The organism is Sphingomonas sp., assembly GCF_035758555.1.
Lineage (GTDB): Bacteria > Pseudomonadota > Alphaproteobacteria > Sphingomonadales > Sphingomonadaceae > Sphingomonas_B.
Map to the genome: position 1 here is coordinate 1 of NZ_DASTXI010000051.1, position 14,330 is coordinate 14,330.

Annotated in this window: 17 protein-coding genes, 1 other RNA gene and 1 pseudogene; 12 read left to right on the top strand and 7 right to left on the bottom strand. The window is 66.2% G+C overall.

Annotated features, from left to right (window positions below):
* The 9 genes and pseudogenes from VFT73_RS02890 to VFT73_RS02930 form a co-directional block, all read left to right on the top strand.
* Positions 1 to 609: pseudogene (locus VFT73_RS02890) on the top strand (tRNA pseudouridine(55) synthase TruB); the annotation flags it as partial.
* A gap of 14 nt (positions 610 to 623) precedes the next feature.
* Positions 624 to 893, top strand: a complete 270-nt coding sequence (gene rpsO / locus VFT73_RS02895; RefSeq protein WP_326408646.1) for a 30S ribosomal protein S15 — start codon at positions 624 to 626, stop codon at positions 891 to 893.
* A gap of 125 nt (positions 894 to 1,018) precedes the next feature.
* Positions 1,019 to 3,379, top strand: a complete 2,361-nt coding sequence (gene pnp / locus VFT73_RS02900) for a polyribonucleotide nucleotidyltransferase (RefSeq protein ID WP_326408647.1) — start codon at positions 1,019 to 1,021, stop codon at positions 3,377 to 3,379.
* Between the two features lie 65 nt (positions 3,380 to 3,444).
* Positions 3,445 to 3,603, top strand: coding sequence for a hypothetical protein (locus tag VFT73_RS02905; protein WP_326408648.1), 159 nt, complete (start codon positions 3,445 to 3,447; stop codon positions 3,601 to 3,603).
* A 102-nt stretch (positions 3,604 to 3,705) separates the two neighbouring features.
* Positions 3,706 to 5,988, top strand: coding sequence for a putative bifunctional diguanylate cyclase/phosphodiesterase (locus tag VFT73_RS02910; RefSeq protein WP_326408650.1), 2,283 nt, complete (start codon positions 3,706 to 3,708; stop codon positions 5,986 to 5,988).
* Between the two features lie 34 nt (positions 5,989 to 6,022).
* The gene (locus VFT73_RS02915) at positions 6,023 to 6,751 is read left to right on the top strand and encodes a TorF family putative porin (RefSeq protein ID WP_326408651.1); all 729 of its coding nucleotides are present in this window, start codon (positions 6,023 to 6,025) and stop codon (positions 6,749 to 6,751) included.
* Positions 6,752 to 6,888: 137 nt separating this feature from the next.
* The gene (locus tag VFT73_RS02920) at positions 6,889 to 7,632 is read left to right on the top strand and encodes a hypothetical protein (protein ID WP_326408652.1); all 744 of its coding nucleotides are present in this window, start codon (positions 6,889 to 6,891) and stop codon (positions 7,630 to 7,632) included.
* 87 nt (positions 7,633 to 7,719) lie between these two features.
* Positions 7,720 to 8,178, top strand: a complete 459-nt coding sequence (locus VFT73_RS02925; RefSeq protein WP_326408653.1) for a carboxymuconolactone decarboxylase family protein — start codon at positions 7,720 to 7,722, stop codon at positions 8,176 to 8,178.
* Positions 8,175 to 9,017, top strand: coding sequence for a sigma-70 family RNA polymerase sigma factor (locus VFT73_RS02930; protein ID WP_326408654.1), 843 nt, complete (start codon positions 8,175 to 8,177; stop codon positions 9,015 to 9,017). The genes VFT73_RS02925 and VFT73_RS02930 overlap by 4 nt, the downstream gene beginning before the upstream one ends.
* Here VFT73_RS02930 and VFT73_RS02935 read toward each other — a convergent pair.
* The 7 genes from VFT73_RS02935 to mscL form a co-directional block, all read right to left on the bottom strand.
* On the bottom strand, positions 9,014 to 9,403 hold the full coding sequence (locus VFT73_RS02935; protein WP_326408656.1) for a DUF1801 domain-containing protein: 390 nt from the start codon (positions 9,401 to 9,403) through the stop codon (positions 9,014 to 9,016). The two genes, VFT73_RS02930 and VFT73_RS02935, sit on opposite strands and share 4 nt — an antisense overlap.
* A gap of 25 nt (positions 9,404 to 9,428) precedes the next feature.
* The gene (locus VFT73_RS02940; RefSeq protein ID WP_326408657.1) at positions 9,429 to 9,839 is read right to left on the bottom strand and encodes a DUF1801 domain-containing protein; all 411 of its coding nucleotides are present in this window, start codon (positions 9,837 to 9,839) and stop codon (positions 9,429 to 9,431) included.
* Positions 9,836 to 10,273, bottom strand: a complete 438-nt coding sequence (locus tag VFT73_RS02945; RefSeq protein ID WP_326408658.1) for an SRPBCC domain-containing protein — start codon at positions 10,271 to 10,273, stop codon at positions 9,836 to 9,838. The genes VFT73_RS02940 and VFT73_RS02945 overlap by 4 nt, the downstream gene beginning before the upstream one ends.
* Positions 10,270 to 10,602: a metalloregulator ArsR/SmtB family transcription factor gene (locus tag VFT73_RS02950; RefSeq protein WP_326408660.1), complete on the bottom strand. Its 333-nt coding sequence runs from the start codon at positions 10,600 to 10,602 to the stop codon at positions 10,270 to 10,272. The genes VFT73_RS02945 and VFT73_RS02950 overlap by 4 nt, the downstream gene beginning before the upstream one ends.
* A gap of 153 nt (positions 10,603 to 10,755) precedes the next feature.
* On the bottom strand, positions 10,756 to 11,070 hold the full coding sequence (locus tag VFT73_RS02955) for a hypothetical protein (protein ID WP_326408661.1): 315 nt from the start codon (positions 11,068 to 11,070) through the stop codon (positions 10,756 to 10,758).
* A gap of 97 nt (positions 11,071 to 11,167) precedes the next feature.
* Positions 11,168 to 11,509, bottom strand: a transfer-messenger RNA (tmRNA) gene (ssrA, locus tag VFT73_RS02960).
* A complete protein-coding gene (mscL, locus tag VFT73_RS02965) occupies positions 11,488 to 11,913 on the bottom strand; it encodes a large conductance mechanosensitive channel protein MscL (protein ID WP_326408662.1) in 426 nt (141 codons plus the stop codon). The genes ssrA and mscL overlap by 22 nt, the downstream gene beginning before the upstream one ends.
* Before the next feature lie 123 nt (positions 11,914 to 12,036).
* Here mscL and VFT73_RS02970 point away from each other — a divergent pair, with 123 nt between their 5' ends.
* From VFT73_RS02970 to VFT73_RS02980, 3 genes are read left to right on the top strand one after another with little or no spacing between them, the layout of a single operon-like run.
* Entirely contained in the window at positions 12,037 to 12,633 is a 597-nt protein-coding gene (locus VFT73_RS02970; RefSeq protein WP_326408663.1) for a LemA family protein, read from the top strand.
* A gap of 4 nt (positions 12,634 to 12,637) precedes the next feature.
* Positions 12,638 to 13,531, top strand: a complete 894-nt coding sequence (locus VFT73_RS02975) for a TPM domain-containing protein (protein ID WP_326408664.1) — start codon at positions 12,638 to 12,640, stop codon at positions 13,529 to 13,531.
* Entirely contained in the window at positions 13,531 to 14,196 is a 666-nt protein-coding gene (locus tag VFT73_RS02980; protein ID WP_326408665.1) for a hypothetical protein, read from the top strand. The genes VFT73_RS02975 and VFT73_RS02980 overlap by 1 nt, the downstream gene beginning before the upstream one ends.
* The last annotated feature ends 134 nt before the right edge of the window (positions 14,197 to 14,330 follow it).

The window sequence follows — 14,330 nt, forward strand, 5'->3', positions numbered from 1 at the left end:
CTGCCCCACTTCATTGGCCCGATCGAACAAATCCCGCCGAGCTATTCTGCCCTCAAGGTCGACGGCGAACGCGCATACGACCTTGTTCGTGCGGGCGAGGACGTCGCTTTGAAAGGGCGGCGGGTCGTTATCCATGAACTCCGCGCCTCCGCGCCTCCGCGCGAACCTAATTTGCTCACGCGGAGGCACGAAGGCGCGGAGCTTCTTGAGGACGCGATCATTACCGCCCATGTATCGAAGGGCACCTATATCCGCTCGCTGGCGCGGGACATCGCGCGGGCGCTTGGAACTGTAGGGCACGTCACCTATCTTCGCCGCATCAAGGCCGGCCCGTTCACGCTCGATCACGCGATTTCGCTGGACAAATTGGATGCGCTCGCTAAGGGCCACGCGCTTGAACAGGTTTGCCTGCCGTTGAGGGCGGGGCTGGACGACATCCCGGCTCTTTCCCTCACCCCCGACCAGGCAGGGTTGCTCCGACAGGGGCGGCAGTTGGTCGGGATCGCCGCACCCGATGGCCAATGCTTTGCGATGCTGGGGGAAACTCCGGTCGCGCTGGCGGAAGTCCAGGCCGGAACGCTCCGGGTCGTGCGCGGCTTCAACCTCTAGACGAAAGGACGACGATGTCGATTACCGCAGAGCGCAAGCAGGCGCTGATCAAGGACAATGCCCGGGGTTCGGGCGACACCGGTTCCCCCGAAGTGCAGGTCGCGATCCTGACCGAGCGCATCGCCAACCTCACCCAGCACTTCAAGACCCACGCGAAGGACAATCATTCGCGCCGCGGTCTGCTGATGCTGGTCAACAAGCGCCGTTCGCTGCTGGACTATCTCCGCAAGACGGACGCAGAGCGCTACACCGCACTGATCGCGAAGCTCGGGCTTCGCAAATAACCGGAACGGCCGCCGATACGGGCGGCCGTTTCTCTATCCGCAGGGCGCAATAAGGCGTCCTCGGCTGAGCCAATTCAGGCTCATCACAGGCCCCGCGGGAAGGTCCCGCGGATGAAGGAAACCAAATGTTCGACACCAAGAAAGTATCGATCGAGTGGGGCGGAAAAACCCTGACACTCGAAACGGGCAAGGTTGCCCGTCAGGCCGATGGCGCGGTGATCGCGACCCTCGGCGAAACCGTGGTCCTCTGCGCGGTCACGGCCGCCAAGTCGGTCAAGGAAGGGCAGGACTTCTTCCCGCTGACCGTTCACTACCAGGAAAAATTCTCGTCGGCCGGGCGTATCCCGGGCGGCTTCTTCAAGCGCGAGCGCGGCGCCACCGAGCGCGAGACGCTCGTCAGCCGCCTGATCGATCGGCCGATCCGGCCGCTGTTCCCGGAAGGGTTCTACAACGAGATCAACGTCATCGCGCAGGTGATGTCGTATGACGGCGAGAACGAGCCCGACATCCTGGCGATGATCGCCGCTTCGGCCGCGCTGACGCTGTCGGGCGTGCCGTTCATGGGCCCGATCGGCGCCGCCCGCGTCGGCTACAAGGACGGCGAGTATCAGCTGAATCCAACCGACGCCGAGATCGCGGAAGGCGAGCTCGACCTGGTCGTCGCCGCCACCCACGACGCGGTGATGATGGTCGAATCCGAAGCCAAGGAGCTGTCGGAAGACGTGATGCTGGGCGCGGTGATGTTCGCGCACAAGGCGTCGCAGCAGGTGATCGACGCGATCATCGACCTGGCCGAACAGGCGGCGAAGGACCCGTGGGAGCTCGCCGAGCAGGACGACAAGGCCGCGATCAAGGCCGAGCTGAAGAAGCTGATCGGCGACGACATCGCCAAGGCCTATGCCACCCTATCCAAGGGCAGCCGCCGCGAGCAGCTCGATGCCGCCCGCGACAAGGCGAAGGCCGCGATGGCCGACAAGACGCCCCAGGAGCAGATGGTCGCGATCAAGCTGGTCAAGAAGCTGGAAGCGGAAATCGTCCGCACCGCGATCCTGAAGGACGGGCGCCGCATCGACGGCCGCACCACCACCCAGGTCCGCCCGATCGAGGCCGAGGCGCACTTCCTGCCCCGCGCCCACGGCTCCGCGCTGTTCACCCGCGGCGAGACCCAGACCATCGCCACCTGCACGCTCGGCACCAAGGACGCCGAGCAGATGATCGATGGGCTGAATGGGCTGTCGTATTCCCATTTTATGCTTCACTATAATTTCCCTCCCTATTCGGTGGGTGAGGTAGGAAGGTTCGGGGCGCCGAGCCGGCGGGATATCGGGCATGGGAAGCTGGCCTGGCGGGCACTGCATGCGGTGCTGCCGACCAAGGAAGAATTCCCCTACACGATCCGCGTCACCTCCGACATCACCGAGAGCAACGGCTCCTCGTCGATGGCGACGGTGTGCGGCGGCAGCCTCGCGCTGATGGACGCGGGCGTGCCGATCAAGCGTCCGGTCAGCGGCATCGCGATGGGCCTGATCCTGGAAGGCAAGGACTTCGCGGTCCTGTCCGACATCCTGGGTGACGAGGACCATCTGGGCGACATGGACTTCAAGGTCGCGGGCACCAGCGAAGGCATCACCAGCCTTCAGATGGACATCAAGATCGCCGGCATCACCGAGGAGATCATGCGCACTGCCCTCGCCCAGGCGAAGGAAGGCCGCGCCCATATTCTCGGCGAGATGAATAAGGCGCTGGGCGAGACCCGCTCCGAGCTGTCGGCGCACGCGCCCCGGATCGAGACGATCACGATCGACAAGTCGAAGATCCGCGACGTGATCGGCACCGGCGGCAAGGTGATCCGCGAGATTGTCGCCACCACCGGCGCCAAGGTCGACATCGACGACGAGGGCGTGATCAAGATCAGCTCGTCCGACCTGTCGCAGATCGACGCCGCCAAGAAGTGGATCCTCGGCATCGTCGAGGAACCGGAAGTCGGCAAGATCTACACCGGCAAGGTGGTCAACATCGTCGACTTCGGCGCGTTCGTGAACTTCATGGGCGGCCGCGACGGGCTGGTGCACGTCAGCGAAATCAAGAACGAGCGTGTCCAGAACGTGTCCGACGTCCTGAGCGAAGGCCAGGAAGTGAAGGTCAAGGTGCTGGAGATCGACGGCCGCGGCAAGGTCCGCCTGTCGATGCGCGTCGTCGACCAGGAAACCGGCGCCGAGCTGGAAGACACCCGCCCGCCCCGCGAGCCGCGCGAAGGCGGCGATCGTGACCGCGGCCCGCGCGGTGACCGCGGCGATCGCGGCCCGCGCCGTGATGGCGACCGTCGTCGCGACGGCGGCCGCGGCGGCGACCGCGACCGTGGCCCGCGCGGCGACCGCGGCGATCGGGGCGACCGCCCCCGCCGCGACCGGAACGAAGGCGGCACTCGCGACGAGGGTCCCGAGCCGGAATTCGCACCGGCCTTCCTGAAGGGCGGCGACGAGTAAGCAGCAGCCAGGAACGAAAGATGGGCCCTGCGGGAAACCGCGGGGCCCTTTTTCGTTCAGCCGTCATGGCAACCGAGCGCAAGCAGAGCAAGGAAGCAACCAGGCCGGGCAAGAAGACCGGCGGACGGAATTCCGACGGCGGCAACGCGAAGGAAGCGAGCGACGCCCGAGCAAAGACCGTGCGCGGCATCATGAAGCGCAACCGCGACAGCGGCGAGGAGTGAGGGGCAACAACAACTCCGGGGGCCGGCGGGTGCGGGCAGCGAAAAGGCATGGCCCACTCCTGCCAACGGGAATGACAAAGCGATGACGGGAGAGCGCTTCGCTTGACCCGCGGCCCGGCGCGCCGGAAAATCCCCCAGCTCAGTTCGCACCGCATTAACCTATTGGCTTTACCCGCGCTTTTCGATTCTGGAAGCCGGGCAATGAGAGAAACACGACGACTGATCTGGGGTATCGTGGCACCCACGATTGCGGCTGTCGTACTGGTCGGCTCCCTCGTGGCCGCAGTGCTTCATCTATCGACCACAGGATCCGACGAGGTCGCGCTTCATCGCCAAACGAAGCTGGTGACGGTCGCCCTGCATCAGGCATTCGCAAGCCAACGCAAGGACCAGGAAGCATCGACGAACTGGGACGATGCCGTTCGCCGCGTTCGCGAGCGGCCGCTCGATCTCGACTGGCTCGACCAGAATCTCGGGGTCTGGTTCCACAGCTATTACAAGCATGACGAAACCTATGTGCTCGATGGGCAGGACAGGCCCGTGTACGCGATGCGAGACGGGCGCCGTCTAGACCCGGCAATCTTCCAAGACCTGTCGCGGCAGGCCCTTCCCCTCGCCGCGAAGCTGCGGCGGACGTTGCGGCGCGGCTTCGTGCCGCGCGAAGGCTCGACCGAGCTGACGGCGGGCGCGTTCGATATCGCGATCGTCCATGGACGGCCCGCGGCGATCAGCGTGAAACCCATTGTGTCGGAAACCGGTTCGATCAAGCAGGTGCCCGGCCAAGAGTATCTGCACGTCAGCATTCGATATCTCGACGCCAGCTTCATGAAGGACATCGCGCAGACCTATGGCATCGACCATGCGGCCTTCGCATGGAAGCATGCAGGTCCAGCGTCGCTTGCAATCCCCAACGATGCCGGTGCGACAATCGGCTATGTCGCCTGGCGGCCGTTCCAGCCTGGCAGGGACGTTGCGCGGCGGACCATTCCGGTTCTGGTGATCGCGCTCCTTGTCTTCGGCAGCCTGCTGCTATGGTTGCTCGCGCGAATCCTGCGCAGCCGCCTGGAGCTCGAGGCCAGCCGCGCGCAGGCCCAGCACCTGGCGTTTCACGATTCACTCACGGCGCTTCCCAACCGGGCGCTGTTCGAAGACAGGGTGAACCAGGCGCTCGCCGCCGCCCGACGGGAAGGCTGCGTCGCCATCGCTCTCCTCGATCTCGACAGGTTCAAGCATGTCAACGACACGCTGGGCCATCTTGCCGGCGATGCGCTCATCAAGGATTTCGGCCGCAGGCTGTCAGAGCTGGTGCGGGCCGGCGACACCGTCGCGCGGCTGGGCGGAGACGAATTCGCACTGCTGCTGCCCAATATTCCTGGGCAACAGGAAGTCGAGAAGCTGTGCGAGCGCATTCTTTCCGCCGTCCGCGAGCCGTTCAACGTGCTCGGGTCCAACGCCCATGTCGGCGTCAGCATCGGCGTCGTCTTCGCTCCCGAAAGCGGAACGGAGCGGACCGATCTTCTCCGCAAGGCGGATATCGCTTTGTACCGGGCCAAGGATGAGGGCCGCGACTGCTACCGCCTGTTCCGGTCGGAAATGGACGCCACCGTCCAGCTCCGCAGCACGATCGAGGAAGACCTGCGCGCAGCGCTGAGCAGCGAAGGACAGCTTTTCGTGCATTATCAGCCGCAGATCTCGGCGCTCGGGCGCGATATCGTGGGCGTCGAAGCGCTCGTGCGCTGGGAGCACCCGACACGCGGTTCGATCCCGCCAGCGCAATTCATCCCGATCGCAGAAGCGACCGGCCTGATCTGCGGTCTTGGCGAATGGGTCATCCGTGAAGCCTGCACTGCATCACGGCGCTGGCCGCAGCTGAACGTTTCAGTGAACCTGTCGGCGGTGCAGTTCCGCGCCCGCGATTTCATCGAACGGCTGATGACGATCGTGCGGGAAACAGGAGCCGATCCACACAGGATTCAGCTGGAGGTCACCGAGAGCGTCCTTCTTGATGACGACGAGATGGTGAGGGGCGCGCTGGCCAGCCTGCGCTCGGCCGGCTTTGCCATCGCCCTGGACGATTTCGGTACCGGCTATTCGTCGCTGAGCTATCTGCGGAAATTCGACGTCGACAAGATCAAGATCGACCGCAGCTTCGTCCAGGCGCTCGGCCAGACCGTGGATTCCGCTGCGATCGTCACGGCCGTCCTCGCCCTCGGGCGAGCCATGGGCCTCGTCGTGACCGCCGAAGGCGTCGAGACGGCCGAGCAGCGCAGCTTTCTGGAGGCCGCCGGCTGCAACGAAATGCAGGGCTTTCTGTTTGCCCCGGCCATGTCGGCAGACGATCTGGATGCAGTGCTTGCGCCCCGGTCTGTCGGCCACGCTGCCTGACATCCTGACATCCGCACGTCGCCCAAGGCCGGCTATGCGACCCGCAACACACTGCCTCCTGGCTTGCGCCGCGACCGCCTGCTCGTCCGCGGCCGCCGCGGGCGACCCGCAATTCTCCCTCTCGGCCGAGGCTTCGCTCGTCTCGGACTATCGCTACCGGGGCGCCTCCCTGACGGGCAACGGGCCGGCGGTTCAGGGCGGCGTGACCGTCGAGCACGAATCCGGCCTCTACGCGGGCGTGTGGGCGTCGTCGCTTGCCGGTTCCGACGAAGACGTCCCTGCGGAAGTCGACCTGATCGGGGGATATGCCGCCGATCTGGCCGGGGGCTTCAGCATCGACGCCAATGTGACCTGGTATCGCTATCCCGGCGCTCGCGAGCTCGATTACGCCGAGGGGGGAGCCACGCTGTCCCGTCCGGTTCGGGGCGTCACGCCGCAGATCGGCATCAGCTATGTTCCGGCGCAGAGCGCCACCCGCGATGCTTCCGGCCGGGACCAGGACAATTTCTACGTATTTGCCGGCCTGGACGTTCCAGTGCCCGGCTCCAGCGTCACGCTGCATGGCCAGGCTGGCCACGAGGCGGGCGCCTTCGACCTCAACGAGCAGGGCGGGAAATGGGACTGGCAGCTCGGCGCCCGGCTGGAGCTCGAGCGACTGAGCTTCGATCTCTCCTATGTGGACAGCAACCGGCGATCCCCGCTGCGCGGAACCAAGCCTGTGGCCGGACCGGCCCTTGTCGCACAGATCAAAGTATCGCTCTGACCCGGCCCGCTGCGCTCAGGAAAGGTTTCGCCTGGAACGAGCCTGTATGGCTCGCTCGTATCCAGCATTTTGCCTGTCCTACATCCCCCACCTTGCGATAGCTGGAACGCCTCCAAGGCAACGGAGGCGATTCGGACATGGTGAAATACGATTATGCGCCGCGCAAGCGGGCGGTGCTGGCGGGGTTGAAGCGCTGGGGCAATGTGACGCTTGCGGCCGAGCGTGCGAAGGTCTCGCGGAGCTGGGTCGAGCGGCATCGCAAGCTGGACCCCGCCTTCGACGCCGCCTGCCGCGACGCGATCGCATCAGCGCTGAACGAACTCGCGGACCGGCCGTCGACGCGGCCGGCGCGCGGGTGGGAGCGGCTGGACGGGGTCGAAGTCGTGATCCGGGGCGCGCCGGGCCGGCGAACGCAGGTACGGCGGGCGCGGCTTCACGGCTGGTCTCCATCGGTCGAGCGGCGCTTTCTCGAGACGCTTGCCGCAACCTGCAACGTGAAGGCGTCATGCGAGGCGATCGGGTTGACGCAGGGATCCGCCTATTATCACAAACGGCAATGGGAAGATTTTCGCCGCGGCTGGGAAGATGCGCTGGCGATCGGCTTTGACAGGATCGAAGCGGCCCTGATGGAGGCGTGCGACACGGAAGGGGTGGATTTCGCGGTCGACACGCCGATCCCGCCGATGGAAGCGTTCGACGCGATGCAGCTGCTCCGCCTGCACCGCTATGAAGTGCGCAGCGTCGGCAAGCGATCGGGGCCCGCGCCGGCGCGGCCGTCCGAGGCGCAGGTGCTGGCCGAGCTCAACAAGCAGCTGCGGCGATTCGGGATCAGGCCTGAAGACGTGACGAACCAGGCAGACCCCGGATCGAGGCCGCAATGACGGCGGCAGCCGAAATTCCGGCGGCCCATGTCACACGCGCGAGCGCTGCCTCGTCATAGCGTCGAACCGCAACCAAGGAGACCTTCGATGACTGCCAAGCTCGATCCCTTTGCTGCCGCGCCGCAGCTGTTGAAGACCTGGATGGGCCTGTCGATGGCCGCCGAAGCGAGCCTGGAGCGGAGTCTGATCGAGCTGGTCAAAATCCGTTCCTCGCAGATCAACGGCTGCGCGAACTGCATCAACATGCACACGATCGACGCGCGGGCGAAGGGCGAGACCGAGCAGCGCATCTACCTGCTCTCGGCCTGGCGGGAAGCGCCGTGCTATACCGACCGCGAGCGCGCGGCGCTGGCGTGGACCGAGGCCTTGACCCGGCTGTCCGAGGGGCACACGCAGGACGCGGCCCATGAGGCGCTGCAGGCGCATTTCACCGAGGAGGAGCAGGTGAAGCTAACGCTGATGATCAACGTGATCAACGGGTGGAACCGGATCGCGGTGGGCTTCGGCCTCTGGTACGAAGCGCCGGCCGGGAAAGCGGCGGCGTGAGCGATGCGGCGGCGAGCTTCGACCCCTTGCGGCCGCGGCTGACCCGCGTCGCCTACCGGATGCTGGGCTCCGTCGCCGATGCCGAAGACGTGGTGCAGGAGGCGTTCATCCGCTGGATGGGCGCCGACCGCGCAGAGGTGCGCGAGCCAGAGGCGTTCCTGCGCCGCACCGTGACCCGGCTGTGCCTCGACCAGCTGAAATCGGCGCGGCACCGGCGCGAGACCTATATCGGGCCGTGGCTGCCCGAACCGGTGGTCGAGGAAGAGCCGGACGAGGACGTGACCCTGCCGCTTATGCTGGCGCTGGAGCGGCTGTCGCCGCTGGAGCGCGCGGCGTTCCTGCTGCACGACGTGTTCGGCGTCGGCTTCGACGAGATCGCCGGCACGATCGGCCGCGATCCCGCCGCGTGCCGACAGCTGGCGGCGCGGGCACGGACGCATGTGCGCGAGGCGCGGCCCCGATTCCAGGTCGAGAAGCGGCACGGGCTGGAGATTGCCGACGCCTTCTTCGCGGCCTCCCGCAGCGGCGACATGGGCGCACTGGGCGCGCTGCTCGCCAGCGATGTCAGCATCCATTCGGACGGCGGCGGCAAGCGGCCGGCGGCGCCCGACGTGATCCTGGGCTTCGACCATGTGATGAAGCTGCACAAGGGACTGGCGGTGCTGTATGCGAAATACAGGTCGACGCTGGTGCGCATGGCGATGATCAACGGCCTGCCCGGCTTCGTCACGCGCGAGGCGGACGGCGAGCTGCAGACCACCGCGCTGCAGATCGAGGACGGCAAGGTGACCGCGATCTACGTAATGCGGAACCCGGACAAGCTACGGCACCTGCACTAGCGCCCCGCGTTCAGCGCGACCGCGGCGCGGATCAGCGCCTTGAAGGCGGCCTCGTCGATCGCCTCGCCTTCGCGGAAATCGATCGCGCGGCGGGTGTTTCCTTCGAGGCTGGAATTGAACAGCCCCTTGGGATCGTCGAGGGCGGCGCCCTTGGCGAAAGTGGTCTTGACGACGCTCTTGTAGGTCTCGCCGGTGCAGACGATGCCGTCATGATACCAGGTCGGCACGCCGCGCCATTTCCATTCCTCGACGATGTCGGGGTCCGCCGCCTTGATCAGCGCGCGGATGCGGGCGAGCATCTCGCCGCGCCAGTCGCCCAGCTCCGCGATGCGGCCGTCGATCAGTTCGGAGGGCGATTTTTCGTAGGCGGATTCGGTGTTCGTCATCAGTCTCTCTCTCTGTTCTGGCGCACTAGGGTATCCAGCCGGGCAGTTCAGATGCCTGCCTGATCCAGTCGGCGAGCTGTGCCTCGTCGATGTCCTCGCCTTCACGGAGGTGCACGTAGCGCACATTCGCGTCCTTCGAAGCGACCGGCGGGAGCGGGTGCAGCGAGGCGCCGCGAAAGAAGCTCAGCTTCACATACCGGGTGAAGCAATGCACGCCGAGGAACCAGCCCTGCCCTTCCACGCCGTAGAAGGGCGAATTCCACCTGACCGCCTTGCGCACGCCGGGAACGACGCGCTCCACCAGCGCATCCAGCCGTAGTCCGACCTCGCGCTTCCAGCCCGGCATCGCCGCGATATAGGCCTGCACCGGCGCGTCGCCGTCGCCCTTCGGGATCTGCGGATTGCCGCCTGCGAGGAGCTTCGGCTCGCCCGTCATTGCGCGCCTGCCTCTGCGGCCACCTGCTCCAGCTTGTCGAGGAACTGACGCCAGCCGGCCTGGGCGCCGCCGAACGCCTGCTTCTGGTCCGGACGGAAGCCGGATTGCTCCATGCGCAGGTGCGTGCCGCGCGCGGTCGGGGTGAGCGTGAAGGTGACGGTGCTTTCCAGATCATAGGCCGGATCTTCGTGCGCGAAATTCCAGCTGTAGGACAGCGTCCTCCCCGGATCGATCGCGAGCACTTCGCAGTCGAGCACGCCGCCCCAGTCTCCGCTGAGATTGAAGCGGTGGCCGACCACGGGCGCGAAGTCGTTCTTCATCAGCCATTCCGCGATCAAATGCGGCTGGGTCAGCGCGCGCCAGAGCCGGTCCGGCGGGCAGGCCATGTCGCGCTCGACCACCACGCTGCGCGTTTCGGCTATGATATCCGTCATTGGTCCATCCTTTTGAGCAAATCTTCGAGATCGTCGAACCGGCTTTCCCAGAAACCGGTCATCCGGCCGGTCCAGTCGACAAGCGGAGCGAGCGCGCCGGGCCTGGCGCCGTAGTGCGTCTCGCGGCCTTCGCGGCGGTCCCGGACCAGCCCGGCCCGCTTCAGCACGGCAAGATGCTTGGAAACCGCCGGCTGGGAGACGCCGGCGCGGGCGGTGAGCGCCGCAACCGTCTGCTCTCCATCGCGACACAGCCGTTCGAACAACCCGCGGCGTGTCGGGTCGGCCAGGGTCTTGAACAGGGCATCGTGCAGCTCGGGCATCGAATCCATAACTCGCCAGCTATCGATCTGCCCGATAACCGGCGGGTTATGCGATTGTCAACGGCGCACAAACGAAATGGCCGACGTTCCTTCGGTGGGGAACGCCGGCCATCTGCGACCCGAAAGTCTCGGGTTCTGTCTCTTCTGGCGAGTGACGGGCAATTAACGCCGGGCCGGTGCCTGCGTTCCCGTCGTGTTTCCGGCGACGATCGCGTTCTTCTGGTCCCTGGTCAGCAGGCTGGCATCGAGGTCGGAATCGCGGATCGCCTGGGCGCGGTCCTCGCCGGCGCTGCGGACGATGTTGGCCTGCTGCTGGACCGCATTGGCGCGCAGCGCGTTGGTCATCGTCTCGCTCGCGGCATCCATCGCCGCCGCGCGCTCCTCGGCATTTTCCTCGACCCGGTCGGCGATCCGGTCCTTGCCGCCGCCGCCGCACGCCGCCAGCAACAGCGCCGCGCCTATCGCCATTTTCCGCATGCGGACCTCCGAATACGTCAGCGCGCAAGCGGCTGGGTTCGTTCCAAAAAAGGGAGGAAGTGGGGAGCTTCTGTTGCCCGGTGCTCCCCGTACCGCTGGAATCCGCTTCTGTTGCCCGGTGCGGCCCGGACCGCGCTTTTGTCAGAACTAACCTAGACCGTGAGGTCTTGGGTTAGGCCGCAATCGCGAGCGCCTCGTTATCGTTGGCACTTGTGTGATGGGCCGTCACGGTGGTCCCATTCCGAGCGAAAACAGCGCCTTTCAACACACGTCGATCCTGGTTCGGCCCCGTCAGGAACCCGCCGAAGCGAGCTTCTGGTGGAGCCGCCGGGTACTGCCCCCGGGTCCGCTGCGCATACTCACACGCCGCAGTTTATCGCTATAGCCGGGCGAACCCGGCGAGACCGATATAGGCGTTCAGGCCCGCGTCTTCAACAAATCCCGGATTTCGCGGAGCAGCGCGACGTCGGCGGCCTCTGCGGCGGGCGTTTCGGGCGCCTGCCGGAAGGCGCGGTTGGCGGCGCGGATCAGCAGGAAGATGATGAAGGCCAGGATCAGGAAATTGACGGCCTGGGTAATGAACTCGCCATAGCCGAGCAGCGGCACGCCCGCCTTTTTGAGCGCGAGATAATCGGTCGACCCCCGGAGCTCGGGCGGGATCGGGCCCAGCGCGATGAAGTAGCTGGAGAAATCGAGCCCGCCGAAAATCTTGCCGATCACCGGCATCAGGATATCGTCCGTCAGCGAGGTGACGATCTTGCCGAACGCGGCGCCGATGATGACCGCCACCGCCAGGTCGAGCACATTGCCGCGATTGATGAACGCCCGGAATTCCTTCAGCATCGCTTTCCCTCCCTTGCTGCGGAACGCGCCGCGAGGCTCCATCGTTACGGCCATGAAAGCAAGGCCGATTGCGATAGCGGCGCGGCTGCTGTATTTCCCCCGCAATACACCCGGAGGACGTCCATGAATTCTCGCCTGTTCGCTGCCCTGTCCGCGCCCGTGCTGGCGGTGTCCGTCTCCGCCTGCGGCATCAATTCGGTGCCTGCGTCGCAGGAAGTCGCCAAGGCCAAATGGGCCGACGTGCAGGCCGCCTATCAGCGCCGCGCAAACCTGATCCCGAACCTGGTCGCGACCGTGAAGGGCGCGGCCGCCTCCGAAGGCAAGATCCTGACCGACGTGACCGAGGCGCGCGCGAATGCGACCCGGATCAATGTGACCGGCGACCAGCTGAGCGACCCGGCAGCAATGGCACGCTTCAACGAAGCGCAGGCGCGGCTCAGTGCCAGCATCATCCCGCTGCAGCGGCTGCAGGAGCAATATCCGCAGCTGCAGAGCCAGGCCAATTTCCAGACGCTGATGAGCCAGCTGGAAGGCACCGAGAACCGCATCAACATCGCGATCCGCGACTATAACGAGGCGGTGCGCGAGTATAACACGCGCATCCGAACCTTTCCCGACATGATCGGCGCGAAGCTGGTCCATGGCGCCAAGCCGCTGGTGCCATATGAGGCGGTTTCGCCGAACGCGGACGTCGCGCCGACGGTCGATTTCGGGAAGTAAGGCTTTGCCTCAGGCCCTTGTCCGGTGGTGGGCCACGCTTGCGATTGCACTGCTCGCGTGCCTGACCTCCCCTGCCCTCGCCCAGACTTTTCCGAAATTCACCGGCCTGGTCGTCGACGATGCGAACGTGATCCCGCCCGATCGCGAGGCGGCGCTGACGCAGAAGCTGGAGGCATTCCAGCAGCAGACCGGGCGGCAGCTGGTCGTGGCGACGATCGCCGACGTGCAGGGCTATCCGCTCGAGGATTACGGATACCGGCTGGGCCGCGCATGGGGCGTCGGGCTGAAGGACGTCGACAACGGCGTGATCCTGTTCATCGCGCCCAACAATCCCGCAGGCCAGCGCGGGCCGCGGATCGAGGTCGGCTACGGGCTTGAGCCGGTGCTGACCGACGCGCTGTCCAGCATCATCATCAACACGAAGATGATGCCGATCCTGAAGGCGAACGGCGACGTGCCGGGCGCGCTGGAAGCAGGCGCGGACGCGATCATCCAGCAGCTTTCGATGCCCGACGAAGAAGCGAAGGCGGCGCAGGCGGCAGCGATCAAGGAGTTCGACCGAACCCATGCGTCCCGGCGCAGCAGCTCGGGCGGCGGCTTCCCGATCGGGCTTGTTTTCTGGATCATCGTCGCAGTGTTCATCTTCTCGTCGATGCGGCGCGGGCGCGGGCGGCGCGCCGGACCCTGGGGTGCGCGACGTTACCGCGGTGGCAGCAACTGGCCGGTCTGGCTGTGGGTGGCGAGCGAGATCGCGAGCAGCGGCCGCCACCGTGGCGGCTGGAGCAGCGGCGGCAGCTCCGGTTGGGGCGGCGGTGGTGGCGGCGGTTGGGGCGGCGGCGGCTTCAGCGGCGGCGGCGGCGGCTCCTTCGGCGGCGGCGGGGCTTCGGGGAGCTGGTGATGCTGACGGCTGAAGACCATGTTCGCGTCGCAGACGCGATCCGCGCCGCGGAAGCGCGCACCGATGGCGAAATCTCCGCCGTCATCGCGCCCGAATCGGACAGCTATGCCGATGTGACGCTGCACTGGGCGCTGCTGCTGGCGCTGCTGCCGCTCGCCTTCTTCGCGACCTTTCCCGGCGTGCTGCACTGGGTCGCGACGCTGATCGACCCCTGGGCGGGCGAGCCGTCGCTGCGGCTGGTCGCGACGTACCTGTTGCTGAAGACGGCGGCCTCGTTCGTGATCGGCTGGCTGATTTTTCGGATCCCGCGCGTCAAGCTCACGCTTACGCCCGACGCGACCAAGGAAAGACGGGTCAGGCGGCGCGCGATCCTGCTGTTCCAGGTCGGCACCGAGCGGCGCACCGCGACGCGCACCGGCGTGCTCGTCTATCTGAGCCTGGCCGAGCGGCGCGCCGAAATCGTCGCCGACGAAAGCATCCAGTCCAAGGTCGGCGGCGAGGAATGGGGCGACGCGATGGTCGCGCTGCTGGACGGCGTGCGTGCGGGCCGGCCCGGCGACGGCATCGCGGCCGCGATCGGGAAGATCGCCGACGTGCTGGCGCAGCATTTCCCGCACACCGGCACTGACCCGAACGAGCTGCCCGACCGTTTGATTCAACTATGAGCGTCCCTCGACAGGCTCGGGATGATCGGAATGGATGAAGTCGAAACCGTCTGGGCGGGCAAGTACATCGAAGCGAAGCGCAAGGGCCGGTGGGAGTTCGTCGGCCGCGCCAACGATATTCACGCGGCGGTGAT

Bases quoted from the DNA above. Each gene is read 5' to 3' on its own strand.
- VFT73_RS02955 (WP_326408661.1), bottom strand. From the start codon at position 11,070: ATGCGGAAAATGGCGATAGGCGCGGCGCTGTTGCTGGCGGCGTGCGGC.
- VFT73_RS02925 (WP_326408653.1), top strand. From the start codon at position 7,720: ATGACTGCCAAGCTCGATCCCTTTGCTGCCGCGCCGCAGCTGTTGAAG.
- mscL (WP_326408662.1), bottom strand. From the start codon at position 11,913: ATGCTGAAGGAATTCCGGGCGTTCATCAATCGCGGCAATGTGCTCGAC.
- VFT73_RS02905 (WP_326408648.1), top strand. From the start codon at position 3,445: ATGGCAACCGAGCGCAAGCAGAGCAAGGAAGCAACCAGGCCGGGCAAG.
- rpsO (WP_326408646.1), top strand. From the start codon at position 624: ATGTCGATTACCGCAGAGCGCAAGCAGGCGCTGATCAAGGACAATGCC.
- VFT73_RS02970 (WP_326408663.1), top strand. From the start codon at position 12,037: ATGAATTCTCGCCTGTTCGCTGCCCTGTCCGCGCCCGTGCTGGCGGTG.
- VFT73_RS02920 (WP_326408652.1), top strand. From the start codon at position 6,889: ATGGTGAAATACGATTATGCGCCGCGCAAGCGGGCGGTGCTGGCGGGG.
- VFT73_RS02940 (WP_326408657.1), bottom strand. From the start codon at position 9,839: ATGACGGGCGAGCCGAAGCTCCTCGCAGGCGGCAATCCGCAGATCCCG.
- VFT73_RS02950 (WP_326408660.1), bottom strand. From the start codon at position 10,602: ATGGATTCGATGCCCGAGCTGCACGATGCCCTGTTCAAGACCCTGGCC.
- pnp (WP_326408647.1), top strand. From the start codon at position 1,019: ATGTTCGACACCAAGAAAGTATCGATCGAGTGGGGCGGAAAAACCCTG.
- VFT73_RS02980 (WP_326408665.1), top strand. From the start codon at position 13,531: ATGCTGACGGCTGAAGACCATGTTCGCGTCGCAGACGCGATCCGCGCC.
- VFT73_RS02945 (WP_326408658.1), bottom strand. From the start codon at position 10,273: ATGACGGATATCATAGCCGAAACGCGCAGCGTGGTGGTCGAGCGCGAC.
- VFT73_RS02915 (WP_326408651.1), top strand. From the start codon at position 6,023: ATGCGACCCGCAACACACTGCCTCCTGGCTTGCGCCGCGACCGCCTGC.
- VFT73_RS02935 (WP_326408656.1), bottom strand. From the start codon at position 9,403: ATGACGAACACCGAATCCGCCTACGAAAAATCGCCCTCCGAACTGATC.